Source organism: Acidaminobacter sp. JC074, assembly GCF_022496765.1.
GTDB lineage: Bacteria > Bacillota > Clostridia > Peptostreptococcales > Acidaminobacteraceae > JABXKX01.
On the sequence record NZ_VANV01000015.1, the window covers coordinates 161895 to 182583 of the forward strand.

The following is a 20689-nucleotide window of genomic DNA, read 5'->3' on the forward strand; positions in this document are numbered from 1 at the left end:
ACATTATTACAAAATCATTGTTCCACAATTGAACATTGTTCCAAATCGATACAATGCTTTTCAATTTTTCTATACAAGGTATTTCGACCGATATTTAAAACTTTCGCCGCAGAAGTAATGTTACCTCCAAAGTGATTGAGAACATCTTGAATATGCCTTTTTTCCATAGATTCCAAGGAATGAAGATCAACTGATTTAAAGACTGACTTCTTCTCTATTTTTACTTCTGGCAAGGACTCATAAGCCGGTATGGTCTCAGTGTTGATGATTAACTCAATTAGATTTTCTAACTCACGAATGTTACCAGGCCAGTTGTAATTTTTCAAATAAGACAAATAAGCCTCTGGTAAAACAACAGCACTCTTATTAAGTTTCCTTGAGACTCTATCCATAAAATAATCCACCAAGGCTGGGATATCTTCACGCCTTTCCCTTAAAGATGGTAGTCGAATGGGTAGTACATTGAGTCTATAAAACAGATCTTTTCTAAAGTTACCTTTTGAAACCTCTGCAATCAAATCCTTGTTGGTTGCTGCAATGATTCTAACATCTACAGGTATTTCTGTTGAAGAACCGATTCTCGATACTGTCGACTCCTCAATAACACGCAAGAGCCTTGTTTGCATATCTAAAGGCATTTCACCAATTTCATCTAGAAAAACAGTGCCACCGTCTGCAATTTCAAACTTACCAGGCTGGCCCGATCTTTTAGCGCCTGTAAAAGCACCTTCTTCATAACCAAAGAGTTCTGACTCTATTAAGTTCTTAGGTATGGCACCACAGTTGATGGCCACAAAAGGTTCATCAGACCTATTGGAGTAGTTTTGAATGGCCTGTGCAAATATTTCTTTTCCAGTCCCAGACTCACCCATGATTAAAACCGTCGATTTACTATTGGCTACTTTTTTAGCAAAGTCTACAGCATTTAGAAAGCTTTCATTTGAACCTATGATCTTGTCAAAGGTATAGATGGCCCTTCTACCCATTATTTTATTGGCAAGCTTTCTTACCTTCTTGATATCCTTTATGACAACAACCATCTGATAAACAGATTCACGTGCATTTAAAATGGGATATATGGAAACATTAAACTGGACCTTATTAAGTTTTGAATTCAGTGGGATCTCTTCATCTAACAAGGATTTCTTAGTGACAATCTTAGATTTGATTTCCTCAAAAGATGGCAAAATCTTATGAAAATCCAGCTCTAGAAGTTCTTTATCACTAAAACCAAGCATCTCATTTACCGATGGATTAAAGGCATGTATTTTCCCCTTTAAGTCCACAGTTAGAATGGCTGAAGGTATTGAGTTTACAATGGTCTCTGCATACTTTTTAGAATCAGACAATTGTCGATTGTAATCTTCACCTTCTAGAATTTTTTCTATGGCATGAGCGGCTGCTACAACCATACCAAGGGTATGTGGGTGAACAGAAGATGAATAACCTGTTAAGTCTATAGAACCTATGATGTCACCATTTACATTATGAATCGGGGCACTGGAACAGGTCCACTGGTGATAGGCTTCGATAAAGTGTTCTTCACCTGATACCTGGACCGGTTGGTCTTCGTAAAGAGCTGTTCCCATGGCGTTGGTACCAATACTCGGTTCATCCATAAATGCACCCGGTACCATCTTGTAGGCAAAAGCTTCCTCTAGAATCTCTTCATCCCCTACCATATTTAAGATACAGCCTTCTCTATCTGTAAGAATGGCGAAAAATTCTGAACCTTTAACAAAGTCATAAAGATCATTTAAAAAAGGTGCTGCAACCTGGATTAAAGCCTGCTCCTTATGCAAGCGTTTCATCAGTTCATCGTCCTTTAAAATCCTTTTAGACAGGACTTGTGATCTTTCTATACCAAATGTTTTACATCTTTTATGGGATTTCTCTACATATAATTTCATATTACACCTCTCTCTTATTCTATCTGTAGCATGAAATCACGTCAAGAAATGTCATCTATATAAGGTCTTGCAAACTTTATAAATAAACTTACTGCAGGAGACAAGTCTCTTTTTGCCATATGAGCAAGCCCTAGTGAAATAGAAAGCGGCGGATCTAGAGGCTTTATAACCACATTCCCCTTCCATGATTCAGCGATAATGCCGTGGTCTAAGGAAATACCAAGACCAGCATCTACCATGCAATAAGTTGCATAAGAATCCGTCGAAGTAAACTTAACATTGGGTTTAATGCCATGGGCTTCTAGGAGTCTAGAGTTATCTGTTTCCTGATCTGGATAGGTAGAAATATAGTCATCTGTCTCAAACATAGAAAGCGGAAAAGATGCTTGTGATGCCAGCGAATGACTGGCTGGCAACCAAGCCACTATAGGCTTTTCAGCTATTTGTATCCATTCATATGAACCAGGTCTTTTAGAAATTAAACATAGATCGATTTCATTTGAAAGCATGGATTTTAGAAGTTTGGTCGAATTATCCGTTACAATGGATATTTTAATATTAGGATAGGACTTTTGAAAGTCAGCAATGATCCCTGCAAACCATAAATAATAGTTTCGAATGGATGTTCCAATCCTTATTTCTCCAATTTCTATACCATGTATTCTTGCAAGAGCTTCTTCATATTTCTGACCATTTCTACTCATTTCCTTAATCAGTGGCAATAGCTCTCTACATTCACCAGTTATCTCTATGCCTTTTCTATTTCTTATAATTAAAGGAAACCCGGCTTCCTCTTCTAAAGACTGAATCAGGCGACTGACACCTGAAGTCGTATAGCCAAGTTTTTCTGCTGCTTTTGTAATACTTTTTAAGTGAATAACTTCTAATAAAACTTTACACTTATCTGAATCCATTAAAGTCTCCTTGATATTTTGTCAACCTAATTGTGATTTATTCTCGTTTTACTCAATTATAATAGTCTTGTATACTCAAGTCAAGAAGGAGGCATTATGAAATATTTAAAAGGATCCAGCATCTTATTTATCCTAGTTATCATGGCTAGATCAACATCATTTGTTATGACTAAGATTGGTCTAGAAGACATGGGCACCTTTACACTCTTAAGTTTCAGATTTATTTTGGCAACGATTTTTCTACTGCCATTTGCCATTAAACATAGAAAGAAATTTAACAAACGCACCCTCATAAGAGGCATGATACTGGGCTTTATCTTTCATCTGGTGATGTCAGCAGAAGTCACAGCACTTTCATATACCAAGTCGTCAGTCGTTGCCATACTTGAGCATTTGGCCATTATCCTAGTACCACTCTTTGAAGCCATACTCATAAGAAAGTTGCCGAAAAGAGAAGCTATCTTATCATCTTTTATCGCATTTACAGGTGTTGTTTTAATATCCGGTTCAGGCGTAAGCTTTTCTATAGGTCAGCTACTAGGCATACTTACCGGTATACTTTATGCTGTAGCCATCATTACAACTGACAGGATCAGTAAAAAAGATGACCCTATCATACTGGGTATTGTACAGGTCGCTTCAATGGCAGTTTTTTCTTTTACCACAGCACTGACATTCGAAAGTATTCAACTACCAACAAGCGGTACAAGTATTGTGATTATTGTTATACTAGCCATTGTTTGTACAGGCTTTGGATTTACACTTCAACCACTTGCTCAAAGTAAAATCAAATCAGAACAAGCAAGCCTTCTACTTGCACTCAGCCCAGCCAGTGCCAGCATTCTAGGTATGCTTGTCTTAAATGAACAACTTGGATTAAGAACAGCTCTAGGTATAGGATTTATCTTGTTAAGTCTGGTCTTTACCTTTATCTACAAGCGCTTCTCATTTTCAAGAGAAAAGCTGAGTCTACAAGAAAGTCTTAAATAACAAGAAACTCCCAAAAGACAAAGCTTTTGGGAGTTATTTTTATTCATATATTTCAACTTCTTCAGGTCTAGCCTGCAGGTAAACCGATGAGTTGATACACATATATAACTTAGATGCAATAGAGGAAATCATCATGGACAAAATAATGCCTACTATATGAAACCTTAGAGCACCTGTTAAAGCCATCAAAATACCACCTACTATCAAAGCTAACAAAAGAAGTCTAAAGTAATTGTGTTTTACCAGCTTAAAGGAATGTTTGGCTGCTTTGAAAACCCCCATATCATCAAATACCATGGCTTGCTGAACAAACATAAACATAGGTGAAAGAACAATAGCCCCTATAATAAGCAAAATAAGGAGTATCATTGATAATATATAGGATCCCATGGCTGCTGAAATACCTATTAATATGCCGGCCAAAAGTACGATAGGTATAAAGAGTGCTATTATAGCTAAGAAAACCTTTATAGCAACTTTGAAAGAAGATACAATCTTTTCACCTAATGAAATTTCTTCAGTAATCGCTTCTTTATGATAATATAGAATCATAATCCCCACAGTGCTAGTTATAGGTGCCATTACTATCGTAAATAGTTGACTGATCAACCGCATCTTTTGATCAACTTCAGCAAACTGACCATTTAGTAGTTTTATATAAGTGGGATCTATAATAAGTCTTAATCCTGCTAATAAAAATCCTAAGAGAGCAAGTAAAAGAGCTGGTTTCAATAGCTTCTTAAACATTTCAATCCCATCTTCAAATCCTTGCATGATTTCAAATTTTGTTTCGTACATGTGTATAAGTCTCCTATTCTACATCATTTATCAACATTTCTTCTAACATATCCTCAGGTTCTGTAGCAGATTTATAAAGGAGAGTTTGAAACACATCATGAATCGGAGCAAGATAAATCATTAATGGAATAAATAGGATCAGCATTACATAAATCATAAACTCTACTTCTATGATAAACGGTATCAACATCATTGGTACCGCAATCAGAAATCCTAACCCAATTGCAAAACCAATATATCTAAAAATATTATGTTTCATTATTTCTATGCTCTTTTTTATCCCATCAATCGCAGAACAATCGTCTACGAGGATGGCTGCTTCAGTTAAGATGAATAATATACTTACGATATTTATTGAGATATTCAATACAAACTCTAAAACTGGTGAGTTTTTTACAACAAACCATTGAATGACAAAAGCAACTATAAAAATAGGTACGCTATAAATAATCACTGCTAATAAAACTGAACCACACTTTTTAAATGCATACTTCCACTGTTCCTTAAAAGGTATCTCTCTCCCTTCATAAGCATCATCTGTAATAGCCATATAAACATTTCTAAACACAACAGATAAAACAATCCAAGGTATCATCATAACAAACAACCATAAGAAACTTAAACCTGCACCATAAAAAATGCTTGTAGGAACGGCTTCTGACTTATCCCATACAGACATTGGTATGATGAAAATGAGGACCATGATACCTATCTGAATGAGTGTGGTACCAATGTATCTTTTCCAATTATCTTTTAGGTATGAAAAAGATTCCCCTAATACTTTAAACAGTTCTAACTTCAATACTTTCCTCCTTATAAATCTGACGGTAAAGGGTTACACCAAATACTTGCGGCAATGGCGCAAATAAGAAAACTAGAACAAGAAATCCTATGGACACTAAAAAGCTTAAACCTCTGAATATCATCAAAAGTACAATCGACAAGCCGATGATCAATCCAAATGCCAATAATGCAAAAATGAAGAATCCAATTATTCTAAAGAAGTTCTTTGATACCATTTTGAAACTACGTTTAATGGCTTCAATACTCGTTACACCATCTAAGATTACTGCTATCTCTGTAAAAGCAAAGAACAATCCTAGTGCATTTAGACACAAAGCAGAGATGATTAAAACAGGCAATTGTTCCATGTCAAACATACTCTGTATGGTAATTGATCCGATTATAAAGGGTATTCTTACAATTAAAAACACCATCAACAAGGATTGCCAATTCTCTAGCACGCCTAATAGATCATCTGTATAAAAAGTATCTTTGTCCACTTTGTCTACAGCAACGATATAGACATTTCTAAACATCCTTAATATTAGCACAACAGGCACAGTTACAATAAACACTTTGATAAAAGAACCAAATGATTCTAATACCATCTGTCCATCAACCATGAAAACATCTAAGATGGCATCTGAAAATAAGTTAAGTATAAAAGTTATAATACCAATAACGATGGTGTTTCTTGCAAATCTTTTCCAGGATGCTCTGATCAAATCCGTTGAATCATTAAACGCTTCAAATAACCACATTCTATCTTTATACATATCCCCCTACCTTTAATACTAGCCTCTTACAAACAAATATACCATATGATGGATTTTCCAAGAAATGCCTAAACAAAAGTTAAGGAAATTTTTATATAAAATAAAACACCCTATTATGAGTGTTTTGTAAAGGTCACAACTTGCTTATATCTAATCCTTAAATCTCTGAACGCAACTAGATCATCCAGATCAATATATACTCTCTCTTTGACTTGGTCATCTTCTCCAAAACAAGTAAAGAGCTCAGCTGATTCACCTGCTTCTAAGATACCATCTAAGTAATCATACAAGGCACCCAAGTAGCTCGTATCAGAATACTTCATATTCTCATCCCACACAAGGTCTGTATAATCAGAAGATAATATGTAAACATAATCATGTGTAAATATCTCAGAAAAGCTCTTATCTTTATATAACCTTCTTCCAATTGTTATAGACGGATTCTCATCAGTCTCAAACACAAGAACACTTCTATCATCAGGCACTTCAAAATCTACACCAGGTCTTGCAAGAGCAGTTGTTTGACTTGTCCATAATACAGATTTATTGTATTCATGATTTTCAAAGTAGGTTCCTTCTTCTAGCTCAAAAGCCACACCAATATAATGCATACAAGACATAACTTATTCTCCTTTTACTTTTATACCCTATCAAAAAAACAACCGACTAATCAAGTCGATTATCTAAATAAGTTTCAAAATAGGCATCTATATAGCTTCTTGAAGATATAACGAAGTAATTAAGAATTTCAGAATCTAAAAGGTCATGTAAATCATCATTTTTCACCAAGTCCTCTACTTTGTAGATGTATCTGATTTTCTGCTCTTCTAATAAAAACTGGTCTACAGAGAACTGACTGATACCATCTTCATTGATGATAAAGTAAGACTTATCCAGTCCATGACTTATTTCTAACTCATTTACATCAGTAGATACCTCTACAGCGTCATGAGTAAGATACCCCTACCTTCTTAAATCAACAAACTTGACCCATCCGCTTTCAAAGACACTTGGGCCTAATATATAATTACTTGCCACTTCATTTGTAAGTGCACCAAAAGCAACGGAGTAGTAACCTTTTTTAAAAGATATGACTATAAAACCACCGTGTGAATCACTCGGTTGAAAATAAGTTTTGGATTCATCAGGTACATGAAAATCACATGCTCGATCAAAGTCTTTCAAGTGTATTTCATAACTATCTAAGAAATCATTTATTACAGTTATAATCTTATCTTGACTTAGTAGGATTGAGAACATCTTACTTAAAAGTAAATGATGTTGCTCTATATGTTCATATTCATCAGCATTTGATAAATAGACCTCTTGTGTATAAAAATGATAGACAATAAACATAGTCAGCTCATAAAACCACTTTATTACTTCTTCTTGATTATTTCCCAATCTAACATCTACCCAATCTTCTAAAAAAAGATTGTAGATTCTTATTTGTCTTTCAAGTTCATTTTTTAAATAATCCATCATACATCTTCTTTACTATATTTATAGGATACCCAGTTCACCATTGATTAAAATAAAAAGTGCTGATATCAATCAACACTTAATTAGATTAAACAGATACAAAATATAGGATTTTAGATTATACAACAAGTTTATCTTTGTCATCTATCTTATAGTCAAAGGTCTTAGAATTACTTTCTCTAAAAGCACTAGGTGTTATACCTAGCTTTCTTTTGAAGAACTTCGAAAAATTGGATTGCTGCTCAAAGCCTAGCTTCTTACTTACTTCATTAATTGATAATCTACTATCTAGTAACAAGTCTTTAGATCTTGCTAGAACATGATTCTGAATATGTTCTGACGTTGTATGACCTGTTTTCTTCTTTAATAAATCACTTAAGTAATTGGCTGAATAACCCAGTTTAGCTGCAACTGATTTTACTGTTGGAACACCTAGAACATATAAGTCATCTGATAGCATTTGATGTAACAATCTGTCGAATTTAACAAACACGTCTTCATCTGAAGTATGATTGATGCGAAACTGATAATCATAAAATCTTGCAACCGAGTACAATAGTAACTCTAGATGGGCAAAAACCATTTGTTTACAATAGATTTCTCTTTCAATATATTCCTCTCTTATATGTTCTACCGTCTTTTTAATAACATTCTTTTCTTCATCAGATAAGAACAAGGCCTCATGAATGTCATAGGAAAAATAAGCATAAGTATCAATTATATCTTCCAAATGTGTATTTCTAATCAAATCTAAATGAAAGCACAAGATCCAGCCGTAACATTGCAATTTAGACTTATACAGAGCGTCCAATTGAAAAACTTGACCAGGTCCTGTACACACAAGTGTCCCTTTACTAAAATCCACCTTTTCTTTACCATATTTAAACTCACATAAAGAGTTTTCTTTGAATGTTACGGTATAAAGATTCAATATAACTGATATATTATTTAAAGAATCCTTTGGCTCTACTTTATTCAGATCTATAAGAGTAACTAAATTGTTATTGACTTCTGAATAACCTAATAAGTCATGAAACTCTTTAATTGAATCTATCGTAATTATTTGATTCATGTTTTCTCCAAGAAATGTGATTTATATCAACCACCAGTTGCTATACCTATAAAGGCGATCTTGTCCCCCTCTTTTAGAGGGTATGACATGGCTTCGATATTTCCATTTACCGAAATAATATGAAGATGTCTTAAGGCAAATGGGATTTTTGCTTTCTTGCAAGCATCTCCTAAAGTAGCGCCTTCCTTAAGTTCCATCATGTCATTAGCGTCAATACAGTCTAAATCTTCTTTCAACCTAGCATATATTTTCACTTTCATTGTCAATTAACCACATTCATTTCTATAACATCTATAGGACACTTACTGGCACAGATGCCACATCCTATACAAGCCTCATGGCTTTTAAGTGTCGGATATTCTATATGGAAAGTATTTTTCTTTGAAATGGTCAAATCAAGCGCATCGACAGGGCATACGCCAACACAAACTTTACATGCACAACAAGTAACATAATCAAACTTAGGCAACTTCTTTTCCTTCATTTACTGGACCTCCATTTTAAATATACGATTAATTTCGAGCGCTTCAATGGTTTCTTTTTTAGGATAGCCATTCTTCGGATCATAGCCAGCCTTTTCCCAATATAAGCTGACAATTGGCTCACTCGAAAATGTTTTGCCCTCCATAGGACCAATTGTTTTTGCCTGTTCTAACCTTTTATGCATCAAGTTGTTTATAGGCTTTATGCCATGCTTTATGTTAAACAGCTGACGCGTTGTATTAACCCTTAGACCAATTTCCATGTACTCATCAGGCGAAAGTCCATAACCTGTTGCCAGTTCTAACATTTCAAACAAGTCCCACGTATCTACACCTAGGTTTGCTGCCATTAAACAGCCGCCACTGCAGTCTAGCAAAGCATTGAATGTCGAACCTGCTAAGGCCTGGAGTGCAAACTCATCATTTCTTGGTTGATAATCTTCTACTGATAAATGACGTTGAAAAGACGGCGCCCATGACACCCTTTCCCATAAAAATAGAAGTTCGTAGTTTTCATTACCATTGGTATGTTTACCAGGTGTTGGTGATGCGCAATAATCAATAATCAAACCCGGCTTGATACGTGGATCGTGCATAGCAGGCTCCTGCCCTCCGGCATGGATGGCATAAGCTTCACTTCCTTTGCCTATCCTTTGAGCCCCCAGTCTAACACCATCTGCCAGCATGTCTCCAAGTGGTGTAGACCTTTCTACCATTTGTTCTAGAAGTTCTAAACAGGCATCAGCATTGCCCCATGTCAAATCTAAACCACATGTATCCTCCTTGGTTAAAATACCCTTGGTGTAACATTCAATGGCAAAAGCTACTGTTGAACCTGCTGAAATGGTGTTCATACCAGTTCGATTCATAAACTCGTTGAAGTATAAGAGCGCATCTAAATTATAATTGCCGACCATACCAGTAAATGCCGCCATGGTTTCATATTCTGGCTTATGGGTATGTTGGTATTTACCACCTGAAAATGTATTGTCTTCAAGACTTAATACACCGCCACAGCCAATAGGACACTGTACACATTTGTACTTCTTAAATTCTTTTCCAAGTACCTTATCCATAGATACTTTTTTTGATTTTCTTACTGGGAATACATCAGGATTTTCCTTCCAGTTATGAATAGGCATATCTCCTGTCATAGCTGAAATTTCTGTAACCGCAACTGTTCCTTTGGCTTTCATCAAACCGATAGTTGACGAAGATGAATCAGAAGCAGATGTATGTTTAAAGTTCATTTTTCTAACACGTCCCATGGTTCTTACAACCCGGTCATTAATAAAACTCGGAAGATTAGATGACTTGACTTTTTCAGCAAGCTTTTTGCTGTAGGCCTTCATGCCATCTGGATTGTCATAATTAACATGCTTGTTGCCTTCTAAAACAATGGCCTTAAGCATCTTAGAACCCATAACAGCTCCCATACCAGATCTGGCTGCAATCCTACCACCATCATTTACGATGCCAGATATATAAGATTGATTTTCACCAGCTTTACCAATTAGGGCAACTTCAGGTAGCTTTTTCTTTTTACATTCATCTTTAAGTAAAATCTCAGCTTCTACTGTGTCTACGCCCCAGAGATGACCAGCATCTTTTATCTCAACTTTATTGTTGTTGATATAAAGATAAACTGGCTTTTTTGATTTTCCTCTTATAAAAATACCATCATAACCGCACTGCTTTATGGCAGGAGAAAAAGTCCCTCCACAATTGCCATGTCCAATACCGCCAGTTAATGGTGATTTACTCATGACCATCCACCGACCAGTCATAAATGATGCTGTACCAGTCAGTACACCACTTAAAAAGCATAATAAGTTTTCTTCACCCAAAGGGTCACAGTCTGGTGGCAATTCTCGATAGAGCATATAGGTGCCAAGCCCCATACCTGATAAGTACTTCCTATAAACATCATCCGATATTTCTTCTTCCCAAGACTTTTTAAGTGTTAAATCAATGTGTAATACCTTGCCCATAAAACCATTCATAAGATACCTCCAGATAGTCAAAATCCTTATCATATAATTATTCTATTAGTTTAATTTTATGGGAAAAACTTTCTTTGAGTACAGTGTTAAATCTAGGATGATTTATGCCAGATTACTGATATTTTGACTGTTACAGAATTTTTTCCATAAGTATTGTTTATCATGTGAATCCACAGTCATTCTTTTAACTTGCTCTGATAAGTAATAAATAAACTCTGTATCAAGATGTTCCTTATAAAGCAAATCGTTCTCCCACTCCTCTACAGTGGTTAACTTTGACCGATCAGATGTGTCTTGATAAAGTTCAAATCTTACGCAGCCGTTTTCTTTGACTATACCTTTTGATACTTCTTCAAACAACTCTATGAAGTCTATTAGATATTCATCTTTTATTTTATAAGTTGTAATAATGCTGTACATAATCAACTGACCTTTCTTATATTGTCTTCTTTAGACTCAGTTCTTTTAAAAAGGCTATATCCAAAAGCTATAAAAATAAGTGAAATGATTGGATTAAGAATATTTAAAAAGGCATATGGTAAATAGTCAAGAGTATTCACACCCAAAGTACTTGCCATATAAATACCTGCTGTAGACCATGGGATCAAAGGTCCAGTTAAAGTACCGCCCTCTTCTAGAAGCCTACTTAACATCCTGTTATCTAGTCCTCTCTTTTCGTAGGACTTTCTATACAACTGACCATTGATTAAAATGCCTAAATAAATTTCGCTCATAGCAGCTGTTGATATAAATGTCGTGAACATGGTGATAAATGATAAAGCTCTTTCAGATTTGACACGACTAATAATGCTTACAATCAAGGCTTCCAAAACACCAATCTTTTCTAGAACACCGCCTAAGCAAAGTGCTATAAAAGACAAAGAAAAAGTCCACATCATACTTTGCATACCGCCTCTTAAAAGGAGTTTATCAACTAACTCAACACCAGTAGCATTTGTATAGCCAATACTTAAAGTGTTTAATACGACAGTCAACTCATGGCCTTGTACAAATACAGAAATGATCATAGCAGACACCATCCCAAGAATCATAGTAAAAACAGTATTCACTCTTCTGACACTCAAAATCAACATCAAAGCCAAAGGCAAGAGAACAATATAGTTCATATTGAAGTTGCTTGATAGGGTATTTCTAATCAAATTAATTTGTTCCAGATCCATGGCATTGCCAGAGTAGCTTAAGCCTAAAATATAGTAGGCAATAAGTGATAGGATAAATGCAGGTATTGTCGTATATAACATACCTGTAATATGTTTATAAAGTTCACTACCTGCAGAATAGGCTGCTAAATTTGTTGTATCCGACATGGGTGATATTTTATCTCCAAAGAAGGCACCTGAAACAACCATACCAGCAACAATTGGAGCAGGAATACCCAAGCTGATGCCGATGCCCATTAAGGCAATACCTACTGTACCTGCAGTCCCCCATGAAGTACCTGTTGCAAGTGATACCAAGGCAGATAATAACAGTCCAAAAGGCAAAAACATTTCCGGACTTATAAGCGCCATACCATAGTATACAATTGCAGGTACTGTACCTGATAAAATTAAAGAACCAATTATACAGCCGATTAAGATGAATATAATCAATGCATCCATGGCTCTTACTATACTGTCTTTCATACCTTCTACTAACTCTTCATATGAAAAGCCTTTGTGATAACCAAATAATGAAACACCCACTAGAGCTATTAAAAGGAGAACATGTATCTCTACATGCAACATAATGCCACCGACTAACACACTCATAATAAATGCAATTAAGCCTACCGATTCAAACACTGAAATTCTTTTATCTTTCATCTTCACTTCCTAACTTATAGCGGTTATATGACTATCTTCTTTCTGTAAATATTCCTGAGCCCAACTTTCAACTTTTGAAATAACATCACTAAATGTTTCTAACTTTGTATCAGGATTCTTGAAATTAAAACGAAGGGTTGTAATGCCTTTTAATGTCGTTGTCATAAAGACCGTTTCATTTTCAAGGATAGACCTATCTGAAATATATTGATTGATTTTATTTAGCCCAGTATCAGCTATGAACTTGTTGTAGTATCTAAAGTTAATGATTCCCAAACTGGCATCTGAAACAATTTCAATATGCTGATTTTTATCAATCATCTGATGCAGTTGATCGCCAAAATCAAAAACACGATCTATACGCATTTCAACTTGGTCTAAACCCATAACTTGTAGCGTGTACCAAAGTTTCATACCTCTAGCAGGTCGGGTCATTTCTATGCCAAGATCCCAAAAGTTAATCTTTTCATTATCAGATTCTACATTTCTTAAGTACTCTGGTCTAGTAGAAAATGATTTCATCATTTTTTTCTTGTCTCTACATAAGATCATGCTACAACCATAAGTCTGGAAGAGCCATTTATGTGCATCCCAAGTCATGGAATCTGACTTTTCTATACCTCGACCTAATACTTTGTAAGAGGATAGCAAAACAGAACCTCCATAGGCTGCATCTACATGAAACCACAAATTATGTTTATGAGCTATATGAGAAAGTTCATCTAAGGGATCAATGGTTCCTGTATTGGTTGTACCAAGTGTTCCTACAACACAAAATGGTATTTTACCGTCCTCTTTGTCCTGCATGATGAATCTTTCTAAAGCCTCCATATCCATCTTATAATCTTCTCTTGAAGGAACAATCCTTATATGCGACTTTTTCACACCAATGATTTTAGCAGCCTTAACAAGAGATGAATGGGCCTGGTCTGAGAGATAAACAACACCTTTATGAAATTCATTTTCTTCAAGCTTGTCATCTCTAGCAAGAATCATTGCTGATAAATTACCAACGGAAGCTCCCGATACAAACTGACCACCAAAGGCCTTATCATAACCGACTCTTTCTGCAAAAAAATCCAATAAAGAATTTTCGATTAAAGCTGTACCCTGACTTAAATCTACACTAGCGGCATAAGGATTATAAAATGTATTTATGACTTCACCTATAACAGAATACTCTGATACATCATTTTGCATAAAACAGAAATAATTTTCATTATTGGTATCCATCCTGTTTGAATAAATATTTTCTATCAAATATCTTGCAACATCTTTAGGATCTTTCATGTTACCACTCAGACTTAAAGGCATGACGTCATGCTTCGACTTCTGAATAATGCCTTCACTATTATCAATATCCTGAATTACTCTTTCTATAATTTCTTGTATTTCACTCTCATATTTCATATCAACTTACTCCAGACTCTATACAATTACTTAATCCTCTATGTTAAACATTTTGATAGCCTCATCTAACTCAATAGCTTGAGATTTTAAATCATCACTCGCCTTCAAAATAATTTCAAGAGAATCTGCTTGTTGTAATATTGAAGCAGTAATCTCTTCAGTAGATGCAGCATTTTCCTCAGCAACACCTGAAAGATTTTCAATTGCTCCTACAATCTCAGTCTTCTTATCTTCCATCTTGTCTTCAGATTCATTTAAGGCATTTATGGCCTGTCTCGATAAAAGAACCGATTCGTGAATATCTCTGTAATTATTTTCGGTAGAGCTTACACTTGTGGCTTGATCCTCTAATATTTCAATAACACGTGTAATGGTTGAAACTGCTTCTGAAGACGAACTTATAAGTTCTCTAACAACTTCATCTATTTCGAAAGTTGATTTAGTTGACTCCTCAGCTAGTTTTCTAATTTCATCTGCTACAACGGCAAAGCCTCTTCCAGCTTCCCCAGCACGTGCGGCTTCTATAGCAGCATTAAGGGCCAAAAGATTCGTCTGATCTGCAATAGCAGCAATCACAGAACTGGCATTAGCAATTCTTTCAGTTCTTTCATGTGTCGATCTAACCACCTTTTGAATAAGGCGACCAGATTCTGTTGTCTCATCTGTTTTTCTACTCAAATCTTTAACGATATCCAATCCATCATTTATCAGTGTATTCATTTGATTAGATGTTTGATTAAGTTCATCCATATAACCTCTATTTAACTCAATCAGATTTCCAAGCTCCAAGGTTTTGCCTACACCGGCCTCCGTATATTCTGCTTGTTCTGTAGCACCCTTTGCAATTTCCTCAATTGATGAAGAAACTTCTTTTGATATTTGAGCAATTTCTGATGCAGTAGAATTAAGTTCTATACTCGATGAGGTCACCTGTGATGACGATTTAGAAATTTTATCAACTAGACCTGAAATGTTGTCAGACATATCTAATACAGCAAGTGCTAATCTTCCAATTTCATCTTTTCGGTCCGTGTATTTAGAAATATAATCAGTTGTAAAATTCCCTTCTCCTATAACTTGGGCCTGCTGATTAATATCACCAATGGGTTTAATAAAAAAACGTACAGTCATATAAATAAATACTGCTAATACATTCAGTGCAGCTATTGTAATCAAGAGTTGGAAAACAGTAAAATCATTACCTTTTTTCATGGCTTCATTAACTTCTGCAAACTGGAGAACACCCCAGCCAGCGTTGCCAACAGGCTTGTAAAATCCTAAATATTCTTTACTCCCTACATTTACAGTTGCCTGAGATGACTGACCTCTCATAAGAGATTGTCCGATGCTTCTTAGTTCAGGTACATCTAATACAGTAAATCCTCCCTCTAAATACTCCTCGTGCGGTGCATAAAGAAATTCACCAGATTCATTGATTAGAAAGTTCTTACCATACTCACCAATCAGATTTTCACTCATGACTAGACTGATCTGAACAGATAAATCATCTGAATCAGGAGATATAGCCTTTAACTCACTGATAACTAAATCTGTTTGTAATAATGTTTTCTCATAGACATCTTCTCTTAATTGTTTATTGGTACTGGATATATTGATAAAGGCTATTGGTGATAAAATTACACTCGTAAATATTAATAATGCCAGGGTCAACTTACTTGCTAACGATTTCATAGTTCCTCCTTTAGGTTAATTTTATTGTCTCCACCATTATAAAAATCATTTGGCCTTACAGCCATTGTCGAAACACGGTTTAATTTTGCCAAATCACTGATAACTTATTCAAAAACGTAACAGAGTTATGCCCTTGTTATAAGAACATAACTCTATTTATATCTGAGATTACTTCCCTTTTATAGCGAATGACAATGTATACTTTAACCTAAAACCTAGGTCGGTAATCTCATTTAACACTTTAATAAAATTACAGGACTTTTATTAAGATGCTAATAACATTTTAACGGCTTAAGTCTGATGTAAAGGCTTCAATCACTTGTGCCCTCATTTCACTCTTCCACCTTTTACTTACTGGACCGTCTGTAAACATTTGAGCTGCATGATGAGCACCTGCCCATAACTTAAACTCTACAAACACATTGGCCTCAAGTAAGTGATCCATATAAGCTCTACATGCATCTCTATCATGTTCAAGCTCATTGGTATGAATATAAGTTGCTGGAAGACCTTTAAAGTCGGTTTCTCTCATTGGAAAAGCCCAGCCTGGTAGATCAAACTTACCAAAGTCATTGCCTAACCATGCTTTTGCTGATAAAAATGAATGCATTGGTGTCCAGTCACCACCTGCACTAATAGTGCTTGATGAATACGCTGCTCTATCATCTAATATAGGCCAGTTTAAAATTTGTGCTTTGAATTGGTAAGGTTTTTTATCTGTATTCTTGTTTCGGTCTTTAAGCCTATGTGAAAGTGCAGCTGCTAAGTGTCCGCCAGTACTGTTACCCTTTGCAACAACATTATCCATATCCAAATTGTATTTATGACCATTTTCTAGTAACCACTCAACGACCATCTCAAGGCTATACATACATTCTTGGTACTTGTGTTCTGGTGCTAAAGGATAGTTAGGACTCACAACAACACAGTCTAATTTTAACACTTCAACAATATTTGTTTTGAAGTCAATCTTATGGTGTAAAAGACATAAGCCACCACCATGTAAATGGAATATTACAGGATATTTTTTACCACTTTCCTTAAAGCCTTTAGGTCCTACTACAAGCAGTTCAATATCTGATGACTGACCTTCAAATTCATAAGGGATACTTTCTTCATAGTGATCCACTTGCTGAATCATCTCATCATCAGGCATACCTAAACCCATTTCTGAAATTTGTCCATGTACGACTTCTCTTAAACCTTTTACTTCTTCTGGTGTTGCACTCGGATCTAGTAACTTTAGAAATATTGCACTGTTAGGTGTCGCCATATCTCTAAACTCAACTCTCTTCATACTTTCTGTTCTAATTTTCATTTTACCCTCCAAAATCAAACGTTCTACAATTTAATCAACAGTATAGTTGCAGAAAATATTGAAAGCAACATGCAAAATCTCCTTATCGTCATATAAAAGACACTATTGAGAAAGTGTCGTTTATATATGCAAAAAAAATAGATTGAAACACTAAATTTCAATCCAAACTGCTATTCATAAGAGACAAGATTTTCATCATACCCTCAATGGCCTGCCTAACATCTGTTGTATTCTTTTTACTAATCCAGTTCTTTATCATGGTATAGGTCAAACCTGATATCAGGTCTGTCATCAGTTCATCGTTTTCTTCATCCATAGCCATACCTATGAGTCGATACATCATTTTGGCTGGTTCACCAAGACTCTTCATAATAAGATCTTTGTTGTTTATTGAGAACAGTATTTTGATATCTTCCTTTTTCTTTTGATAATAGTCTCCTGCCAAATCAAACACTTCTTGGTCAGTCATTAATCCAAGTGTTTCTTTTTTCTTGATAATCTCTTGATTGAGTTCTTCATAAAAACCCTGAGCCATGACTAAATATAACTCTTCTTTGGTATCAAAGTGAGCATAAAATGTTTGTCTTGAAATCATGGCTTCAGCGGTTAATTCTCTGATGGATATTTCACTTAAGGTCTTGTTTTTAATGAGTTTAAACAAGGCTTTTTCTAAACTAAGTGCTGTTCTTTTAACGCGTAAATCAGTTTTTTTCATACCCACCTCTTTCTTATTCTCCATATTTAAGGCCTATTATATCTTCATAAAAATGTATTTGTCAAATCCAAATCCAATTTGACTTTAGATGTTTATTTATGTATGATAATGGTATTTTATTAATAGGACTTAATAGATTGGAGGAGAATATGGACAGTGTAAAACAAATAGATACCATCAATGATTTACATGATTTATTTGGATATGAAGGTAATATAAATCCCTATGTTTCACTGATAAATCTAGAAAAAACAAACCTTAGAGAGGAACTCAGAAGTTTAAAGTTCTCCATCAACTTATATACCATCACCATGAAAGACAACAAGGACTGTTGGCTTAAGTATGGTAGACAGGTCTACGATTTCAGTGCTGGTTCTCTACTATTTACAGCACCTGGTCAAGTTTTCTTATTGGACTCGGTTTATGATGATCTCCACTGCGAAGGATGGATGTTGTGTTTCCACCCAGATCTAATCAGGAACTCACATGTAGAAGATAAGATGAGCGAGTACACCTACTTCTCCTATGACACATATGAAGCATTACACCTATCATCTCAAGAAAACAATATGATTACAGAAGTTATCAATAACATATCAAAGGAAACCGCCTTATCAGTAGATACATTCAGTCAGTCTATACTATTGTCTTATTTAGAAGTCTTATTAAGTTATTCTTCTAGGTTTTATGCCAGACAGTTTGAAACAAGATCTAAATCAAACAAAGATTACCTCATCCAATTTGAAGAAATACTTAGAAAAGCCTTTTCGGAGGAAACAGAAGACAATCATATACCATCGGTTAAAGAGATTGCCAATATGTTAGGTTATTCTCCAAATTATCTAAGTGATATGCTAAAAAAAGAAACTGGTCAAACGGCTTCAGAATATATACAGAAATATATGGTGGATAAGGCAAAGAGCTTGCTCATTAATAAAGAAATCACCATTAATGAGATATCCATCATACTCGGTTTTGAACAACAAGCCAACTTTTCCAAGTTCTTTAAAGGCAAAACAGGTCAGTCACCCAGCATTTATAGAAAGAACCATTAAACATTGCATTTTGCAATGTTTTTTTGTTTACAGTAATTTGGCAAAAACCATCAGTAATTGAGCAATAGTCATACAACACTTGCCATCATATACTTGATGTAACAAATGACACAAAACACGGACAGGAGGAAACAATGTTAAGTTATATGGGCAGAGTTGTAGTCATCACTGGTGGCGCAACTGGTATAGGATACGCATTCGCAAAGGCAATGGGCCTTGAAGGCGGTAAAATCGTTATTGCTTCAAGAAGAATTGAAAAAGTAAACGAAGCTGTAGAAAATCTAAAAGCACTAGGTATTGAGGCAAGCGGAACAACATGCGATGTAAGTAAACGCAGTGAAGTAGAAAACTTAAAATCATTTGCCAATCAAAAATATGGCAAAGTAGATGTTTTAATGAACAATGCAGGCATCACACAAGAGCAAAAGCCTATCTTACAAACAGATATGGAAACTTATAAAAAACTATTTGAAATCAACTATTTCGGGGTTATAAATTGTATTCAAGTCTTCTCTGAAGATCTACAAACAGCACCATCTGCAATCTACAATGTTGGATCTGAGAACAGTTTATTCAACGGTGTACCTCAGGCATCAGGCTATATTTCAACCAAGCATGCTTTACTTGCTTTAACAGAATCTCTAAGAGAAGAAATGTCTGAAACAACAAATATCTCTTTCATCGTACCAGGCTTGGTTCAATCTGAACTTTCTGAAGGATTTCTAAAAGGTATGGATGTAGATAGATTTGTAAAAACGATTATGAAGCAATTAAAAGAGAATCAATTTTTCTGTGTGGCACATGCACACAATATTGTGAGAGTAAATAAGAGATACGAAGCATTAAATGCTGCTTATAACACTTTCGCACCTAGATATGAAAATGATGATGAGTTTGATGTAAGAACACAAATTGATAAATTATTGCAAAAGGAGGCAATTTAAAATGGCTAAAAAAGTAATTATTGTAACGGGGGCAAGTTCAGGTTTTGGTAAGGACACTGTTAAGAAGTTCTTAAGTGAAGGTAACATCGTTTACGCAGGTGCTAGACGTGTTGAGAAAATGAGAGACATTGAAAAAGCAGGTGCAAAAGTAATCAAACTTGATATCACTGAGGACGAAAGTGTTGATGCATTTGTAGAAACAGTTCTAAAGAACCATGGTAAAATTTGACGCTTTAGTTAATAATGCGGGTTATGGTGCTTATGGCATGGCAGAAGCCGTATCTATTGAAGATGCTAAGCGTCAATACGAAGTAAATGTGTTTGGTACAGCAAGAATGACAAAGGCAGTATTACCTCATATGCGAAAGAAATCTTCAGGTACTATTGTTAATATTTCTTCTATTGCTGGTAAACTAACTACACCAATGTGTGCATGGTATTCTTCATCTAAGTTTGCTCTTGAAGCTTACTCAGATGCCCTTAGAAGAGAAGTAAAGCAGTTTGGAATCAATGTCGTTA

The 20689-nt window shown here is 35.2% G+C and carries 22 protein-coding genes; 5 read left to right on the forward strand and 17 right to left on the reverse strand.

Going from position 1 to position 20689, the window contains the following annotated elements; translation table 11 throughout:
• Positions 1–14: 14 nt before the first annotated feature.
• Together EZV73_RS17665 and EZV73_RS17670 are read right to left on the reverse strand one after the other, a co-directional pair.
• The gene (locus EZV73_RS17665) at positions 15–1910 is read right to left on the reverse strand and encodes a sigma-54-dependent Fis family transcriptional regulator (RefSeq protein ID WP_240841734.1); all 1896 of its coding nucleotides are present in this window, start codon (positions 1908–1910) and stop codon (positions 15–17) included.
• 41 nt (positions 1911–1951) lie between these two features.
• Complete coding sequence (locus EZV73_RS17670) at positions 1952–2824, reverse strand: LysR family transcriptional regulator (protein ID WP_240841735.1); 873 nt, start codon at positions 2822–2824, stop codon at positions 1952–1954.
• A 96-nt stretch (positions 2825–2920) separates the two neighbouring features.
• On the opposite strand from EZV73_RS17670, the gene EZV73_RS17675 reads away from it, so the two are divergent.
• The gene (locus tag EZV73_RS17675; protein WP_240841736.1) at positions 2921–3814 is read left to right on the forward strand and encodes a DMT family transporter; all 894 of its coding nucleotides are present in this window, start codon (positions 2921–2923) and stop codon (positions 3812–3814) included.
• A 39-nt stretch (positions 3815–3853) separates the two neighbouring features.
• Here EZV73_RS17675 and EZV73_RS17680 read toward each other — a convergent pair whose 3' ends face one another.
• From EZV73_RS17680 to EZV73_RS17750, 15 genes are all read right to left on the reverse strand, one after another.
• On the reverse strand, positions 3854–4612 hold the full coding sequence (locus EZV73_RS17680; protein WP_240841737.1) for a hypothetical protein: 759 nt from the start codon (positions 4610–4612) through the stop codon (positions 3854–3856).
• Between the two features lie 13 nt (positions 4613–4625).
• Positions 4626–5414 (reverse strand): hypothetical protein, encoded by a 789-nt coding sequence (locus EZV73_RS17685; RefSeq protein WP_240841738.1) that lies wholly within the window; start codon positions 5412–5414, stop codon positions 4626–4628.
• Positions 5395–6171, reverse strand: coding sequence for a hypothetical protein (locus EZV73_RS17690; protein ID WP_240841739.1), 777 nt, complete (start codon positions 6169–6171; stop codon positions 5395–5397). Before EZV73_RS17690 ends, EZV73_RS17685 begins: the two co-directional genes overlap by 20 nt.
• A gap of 113 nt (positions 6172–6284) precedes the next feature.
• Positions 6285–6791, reverse strand: a complete 507-nt coding sequence (locus EZV73_RS17695; RefSeq protein WP_240841740.1) for a hypothetical protein — start codon at positions 6789–6791, stop codon at positions 6285–6287.
• 343 nt (positions 6792–7134) lie between these two features.
• A complete protein-coding gene (locus EZV73_RS17700) occupies positions 7135–7653 on the reverse strand; it encodes a hypothetical protein (RefSeq protein ID WP_240841741.1) in 519 nt (172 codons plus the stop codon).
• A 118-nt stretch (positions 7654–7771) separates the two neighbouring features.
• Positions 7772–8725, reverse strand: a complete 954-nt coding sequence (locus tag EZV73_RS17705; protein WP_240841742.1) for an AraC family transcriptional regulator — start codon at positions 8723–8725, stop codon at positions 7772–7774.
• A 26-nt stretch (positions 8726–8751) separates the two neighbouring features.
• Positions 8752–8985, reverse strand: a complete 234-nt coding sequence (locus EZV73_RS17710) for a MoaD/ThiS family protein (protein ID WP_240841743.1) — start codon at positions 8983–8985, stop codon at positions 8752–8754.
• A gap of 2 nt (positions 8986–8987) precedes the next feature.
• Positions 8988–9209, reverse strand: a complete 222-nt coding sequence (locus EZV73_RS17715) for a 4Fe-4S binding protein (RefSeq protein ID WP_240841744.1) — start codon at positions 9207–9209, stop codon at positions 8988–8990.
• A complete protein-coding gene (locus EZV73_RS17720; RefSeq protein ID WP_240841745.1) occupies positions 9210–11210 on the reverse strand; it encodes an aldehyde ferredoxin oxidoreductase family protein in 2001 nt (666 codons plus the stop codon).
• 102 nt (positions 11211–11312) lie between these two features.
• Positions 11313–11630 carry a putative quinol monooxygenase gene (locus EZV73_RS17725; protein WP_240841746.1) on the reverse strand — a complete coding sequence of 106 codons (318 nt, stop codon included), beginning with the start codon at positions 11628–11630 and terminating at the stop codon, positions 11313–11315.
• Between the two features lie 2 nt (positions 11631–11632).
• Positions 11633–13036 carry a Na+/H+ antiporter NhaC gene (gene nhaC, locus EZV73_RS17730; protein WP_240841747.1) on the reverse strand — a complete coding sequence of 468 codons (1404 nt, stop codon included), beginning with the start codon at positions 13034–13036 and terminating at the stop codon, positions 11633–11635.
• Between the two features lie 9 nt (positions 13037–13045).
• Positions 13046–14446, reverse strand: a complete 1401-nt coding sequence (locus tag EZV73_RS17735) for an aminotransferase class I/II-fold pyridoxal phosphate-dependent enzyme (RefSeq protein ID WP_240841748.1) — start codon at positions 14444–14446, stop codon at positions 13046–13048.
• Between the two features lie 30 nt (positions 14447–14476).
• Positions 14477–16138 carry a methyl-accepting chemotaxis protein gene (locus EZV73_RS17740; RefSeq protein ID WP_240841749.1) on the reverse strand — a complete coding sequence of 554 codons (1662 nt, stop codon included), beginning with the start codon at positions 16136–16138 and terminating at the stop codon, positions 14477–14479.
• 283 nt (positions 16139–16421) lie between these two features.
• A complete protein-coding gene (locus tag EZV73_RS17745; protein WP_240841750.1) occupies positions 16422–17456 on the reverse strand; it encodes an alpha/beta hydrolase fold domain-containing protein in 1035 nt (344 codons plus the stop codon).
• A gap of 157 nt (positions 17457–17613) precedes the next feature.
• Complete coding sequence (locus tag EZV73_RS17750) at positions 17614–18171, reverse strand: TetR/AcrR family transcriptional regulator (RefSeq protein ID WP_240841751.1); 558 nt, start codon at positions 18169–18171, stop codon at positions 17614–17616.
• Between the two features lie 149 nt (positions 18172–18320).
• Between EZV73_RS17750 and EZV73_RS17755 the strand changes: the two genes are divergently transcribed.
• The 4 genes from EZV73_RS17755 to EZV73_RS17770 form a co-directional block, all read left to right on the forward strand.
• A complete protein-coding gene (locus tag EZV73_RS17755) occupies positions 18321–19226 on the forward strand; it encodes an AraC family transcriptional regulator (RefSeq protein ID WP_240841752.1) in 906 nt (301 codons plus the stop codon).
• Positions 19227–19360: 134 nt separating this feature from the next.
• Positions 19361–20170, forward strand: coding sequence for an SDR family oxidoreductase (locus EZV73_RS17760; RefSeq protein ID WP_240841753.1), 810 nt, complete (start codon positions 19361–19363; stop codon positions 20168–20170).
• A 1-nt stretch (position 20171) separates the two neighbouring features.
• Positions 20172–20399, forward strand: a complete 228-nt coding sequence (locus EZV73_RS17765; RefSeq protein WP_240841754.1) for an SDR family NAD(P)-dependent oxidoreductase — start codon at positions 20172–20174, stop codon at positions 20397–20399.
• The coding region (locus EZV73_RS17770; RefSeq protein ID WP_240841755.1) for an SDR family NAD(P)-dependent oxidoreductase at positions 20386–20689 on the forward strand (304 nt) is incomplete at its 3' end. The genes EZV73_RS17765 and EZV73_RS17770, both read left to right, overlap by 14 nt.

Excerpts from the sequence above, each read along its gene's own strand:
- EZV73_RS17665 (WP_240841734.1), bottom strand. The coding sequence starts at position 1,910 with ATGAAATTATATGTAGAGAAATCCCATAAAAGATGTAAAACATTTGGT.
- EZV73_RS17745 (WP_240841750.1), bottom strand. The coding sequence starts at position 17,456 with ATGAAAATTAGAACAGAAAGTATGAAGAGAGTTGAGTTTAGAGATATG.
- nhaC (WP_240841747.1), bottom strand. The coding sequence starts at position 13,036 with ATGAAAGATAAAAGAATTTCAGTGTTTGAATCGGTAGGCTTAATTGCA.
- EZV73_RS17720 (WP_240841745.1), bottom strand. The coding sequence starts at position 11,210 with ATGAATGGTTTTATGGGCAAGGTATTACACATTGATTTAACACTTAAA.
- EZV73_RS17695 (WP_240841740.1), bottom strand. The coding sequence starts at position 6,791 with ATGTCTTGTATGCATTATATTGGTGTGGCTTTTGAGCTAGAAGAAGGA.
- EZV73_RS17735 (WP_240841748.1), bottom strand. The coding sequence starts at position 14,446 with ATGAAATATGAGAGTGAAATACAAGAAATTATAGAAAGAGTAATTCAG.
- EZV73_RS17760 (WP_240841753.1), top strand. The coding sequence starts at position 19,361 with ATGTTAAGTTATATGGGCAGAGTTGTAGTCATCACTGGTGGCGCAACT.
- EZV73_RS17755 (WP_240841752.1), top strand. The coding sequence starts at position 18,321 with ATGGACAGTGTAAAACAAATAGATACCATCAATGATTTACATGATTTA.
- EZV73_RS17710 (WP_240841743.1), bottom strand. The coding sequence starts at position 8,985 with ATGAAAGTGAAAATATATGCTAGGTTGAAAGAAGATTTAGACTGTATT.
- EZV73_RS17765 (WP_240841754.1), top strand. The coding sequence starts at position 20,172 with ATGGCTAAAAAAGTAATTATTGTAACGGGGGCAAGTTCAGGTTTTGGT.
- EZV73_RS17715 (WP_240841744.1), bottom strand. The coding sequence starts at position 9,209 with ATGAAGGAAAAGAAGTTGCCTAAGTTTGATTATGTTACTTGTTGTGCA.
- EZV73_RS17740 (WP_240841749.1), bottom strand. The coding sequence starts at position 16,138 with ATGAAATCGTTAGCAAGTAAGTTGACCCTGGCATTATTAATATTTACG.
- EZV73_RS17700 (WP_240841741.1), bottom strand. The coding sequence starts at position 7,653 with ATGGATTATTTAAAAAATGAACTTGAAAGACAAATAAGAATCTACAAT.
- EZV73_RS17690 (WP_240841739.1), bottom strand. The coding sequence starts at position 6,171 with ATGTATAAAGATAGAATGTGGTTATTTGAAGCGTTTAATGATTCAACG.
- EZV73_RS17680 (WP_240841737.1), bottom strand. The coding sequence starts at position 4,612 with ATGTACGAAACAAAATTTGAAATCATGCAAGGATTTGAAGATGGGATT.
- EZV73_RS17675 (WP_240841736.1), top strand. The coding sequence starts at position 2,921 with ATGAAATATTTAAAAGGATCCAGCATCTTATTTATCCTAGTTATCATG.
- EZV73_RS17670 (WP_240841735.1), bottom strand. The coding sequence starts at position 2,824 with ATGGATTCAGATAAGTGTAAAGTTTTATTAGAAGTTATTCACTTAAAA.
- EZV73_RS17725 (WP_240841746.1), bottom strand. The coding sequence starts at position 11,630 with ATGTACAGCATTATTACAACTTATAAAATAAAAGATGAATATCTAATA.
- EZV73_RS17705 (WP_240841742.1), bottom strand. The coding sequence starts at position 8,725 with ATGAATCAAATAATTACGATAGATTCAATTAAAGAGTTTCATGACTTA.
- EZV73_RS17750 (WP_240841751.1), bottom strand. The coding sequence starts at position 18,171 with ATGAAAAAAACTGATTTACGCGTTAAAAGAACAGCACTTAGTTTAGAA.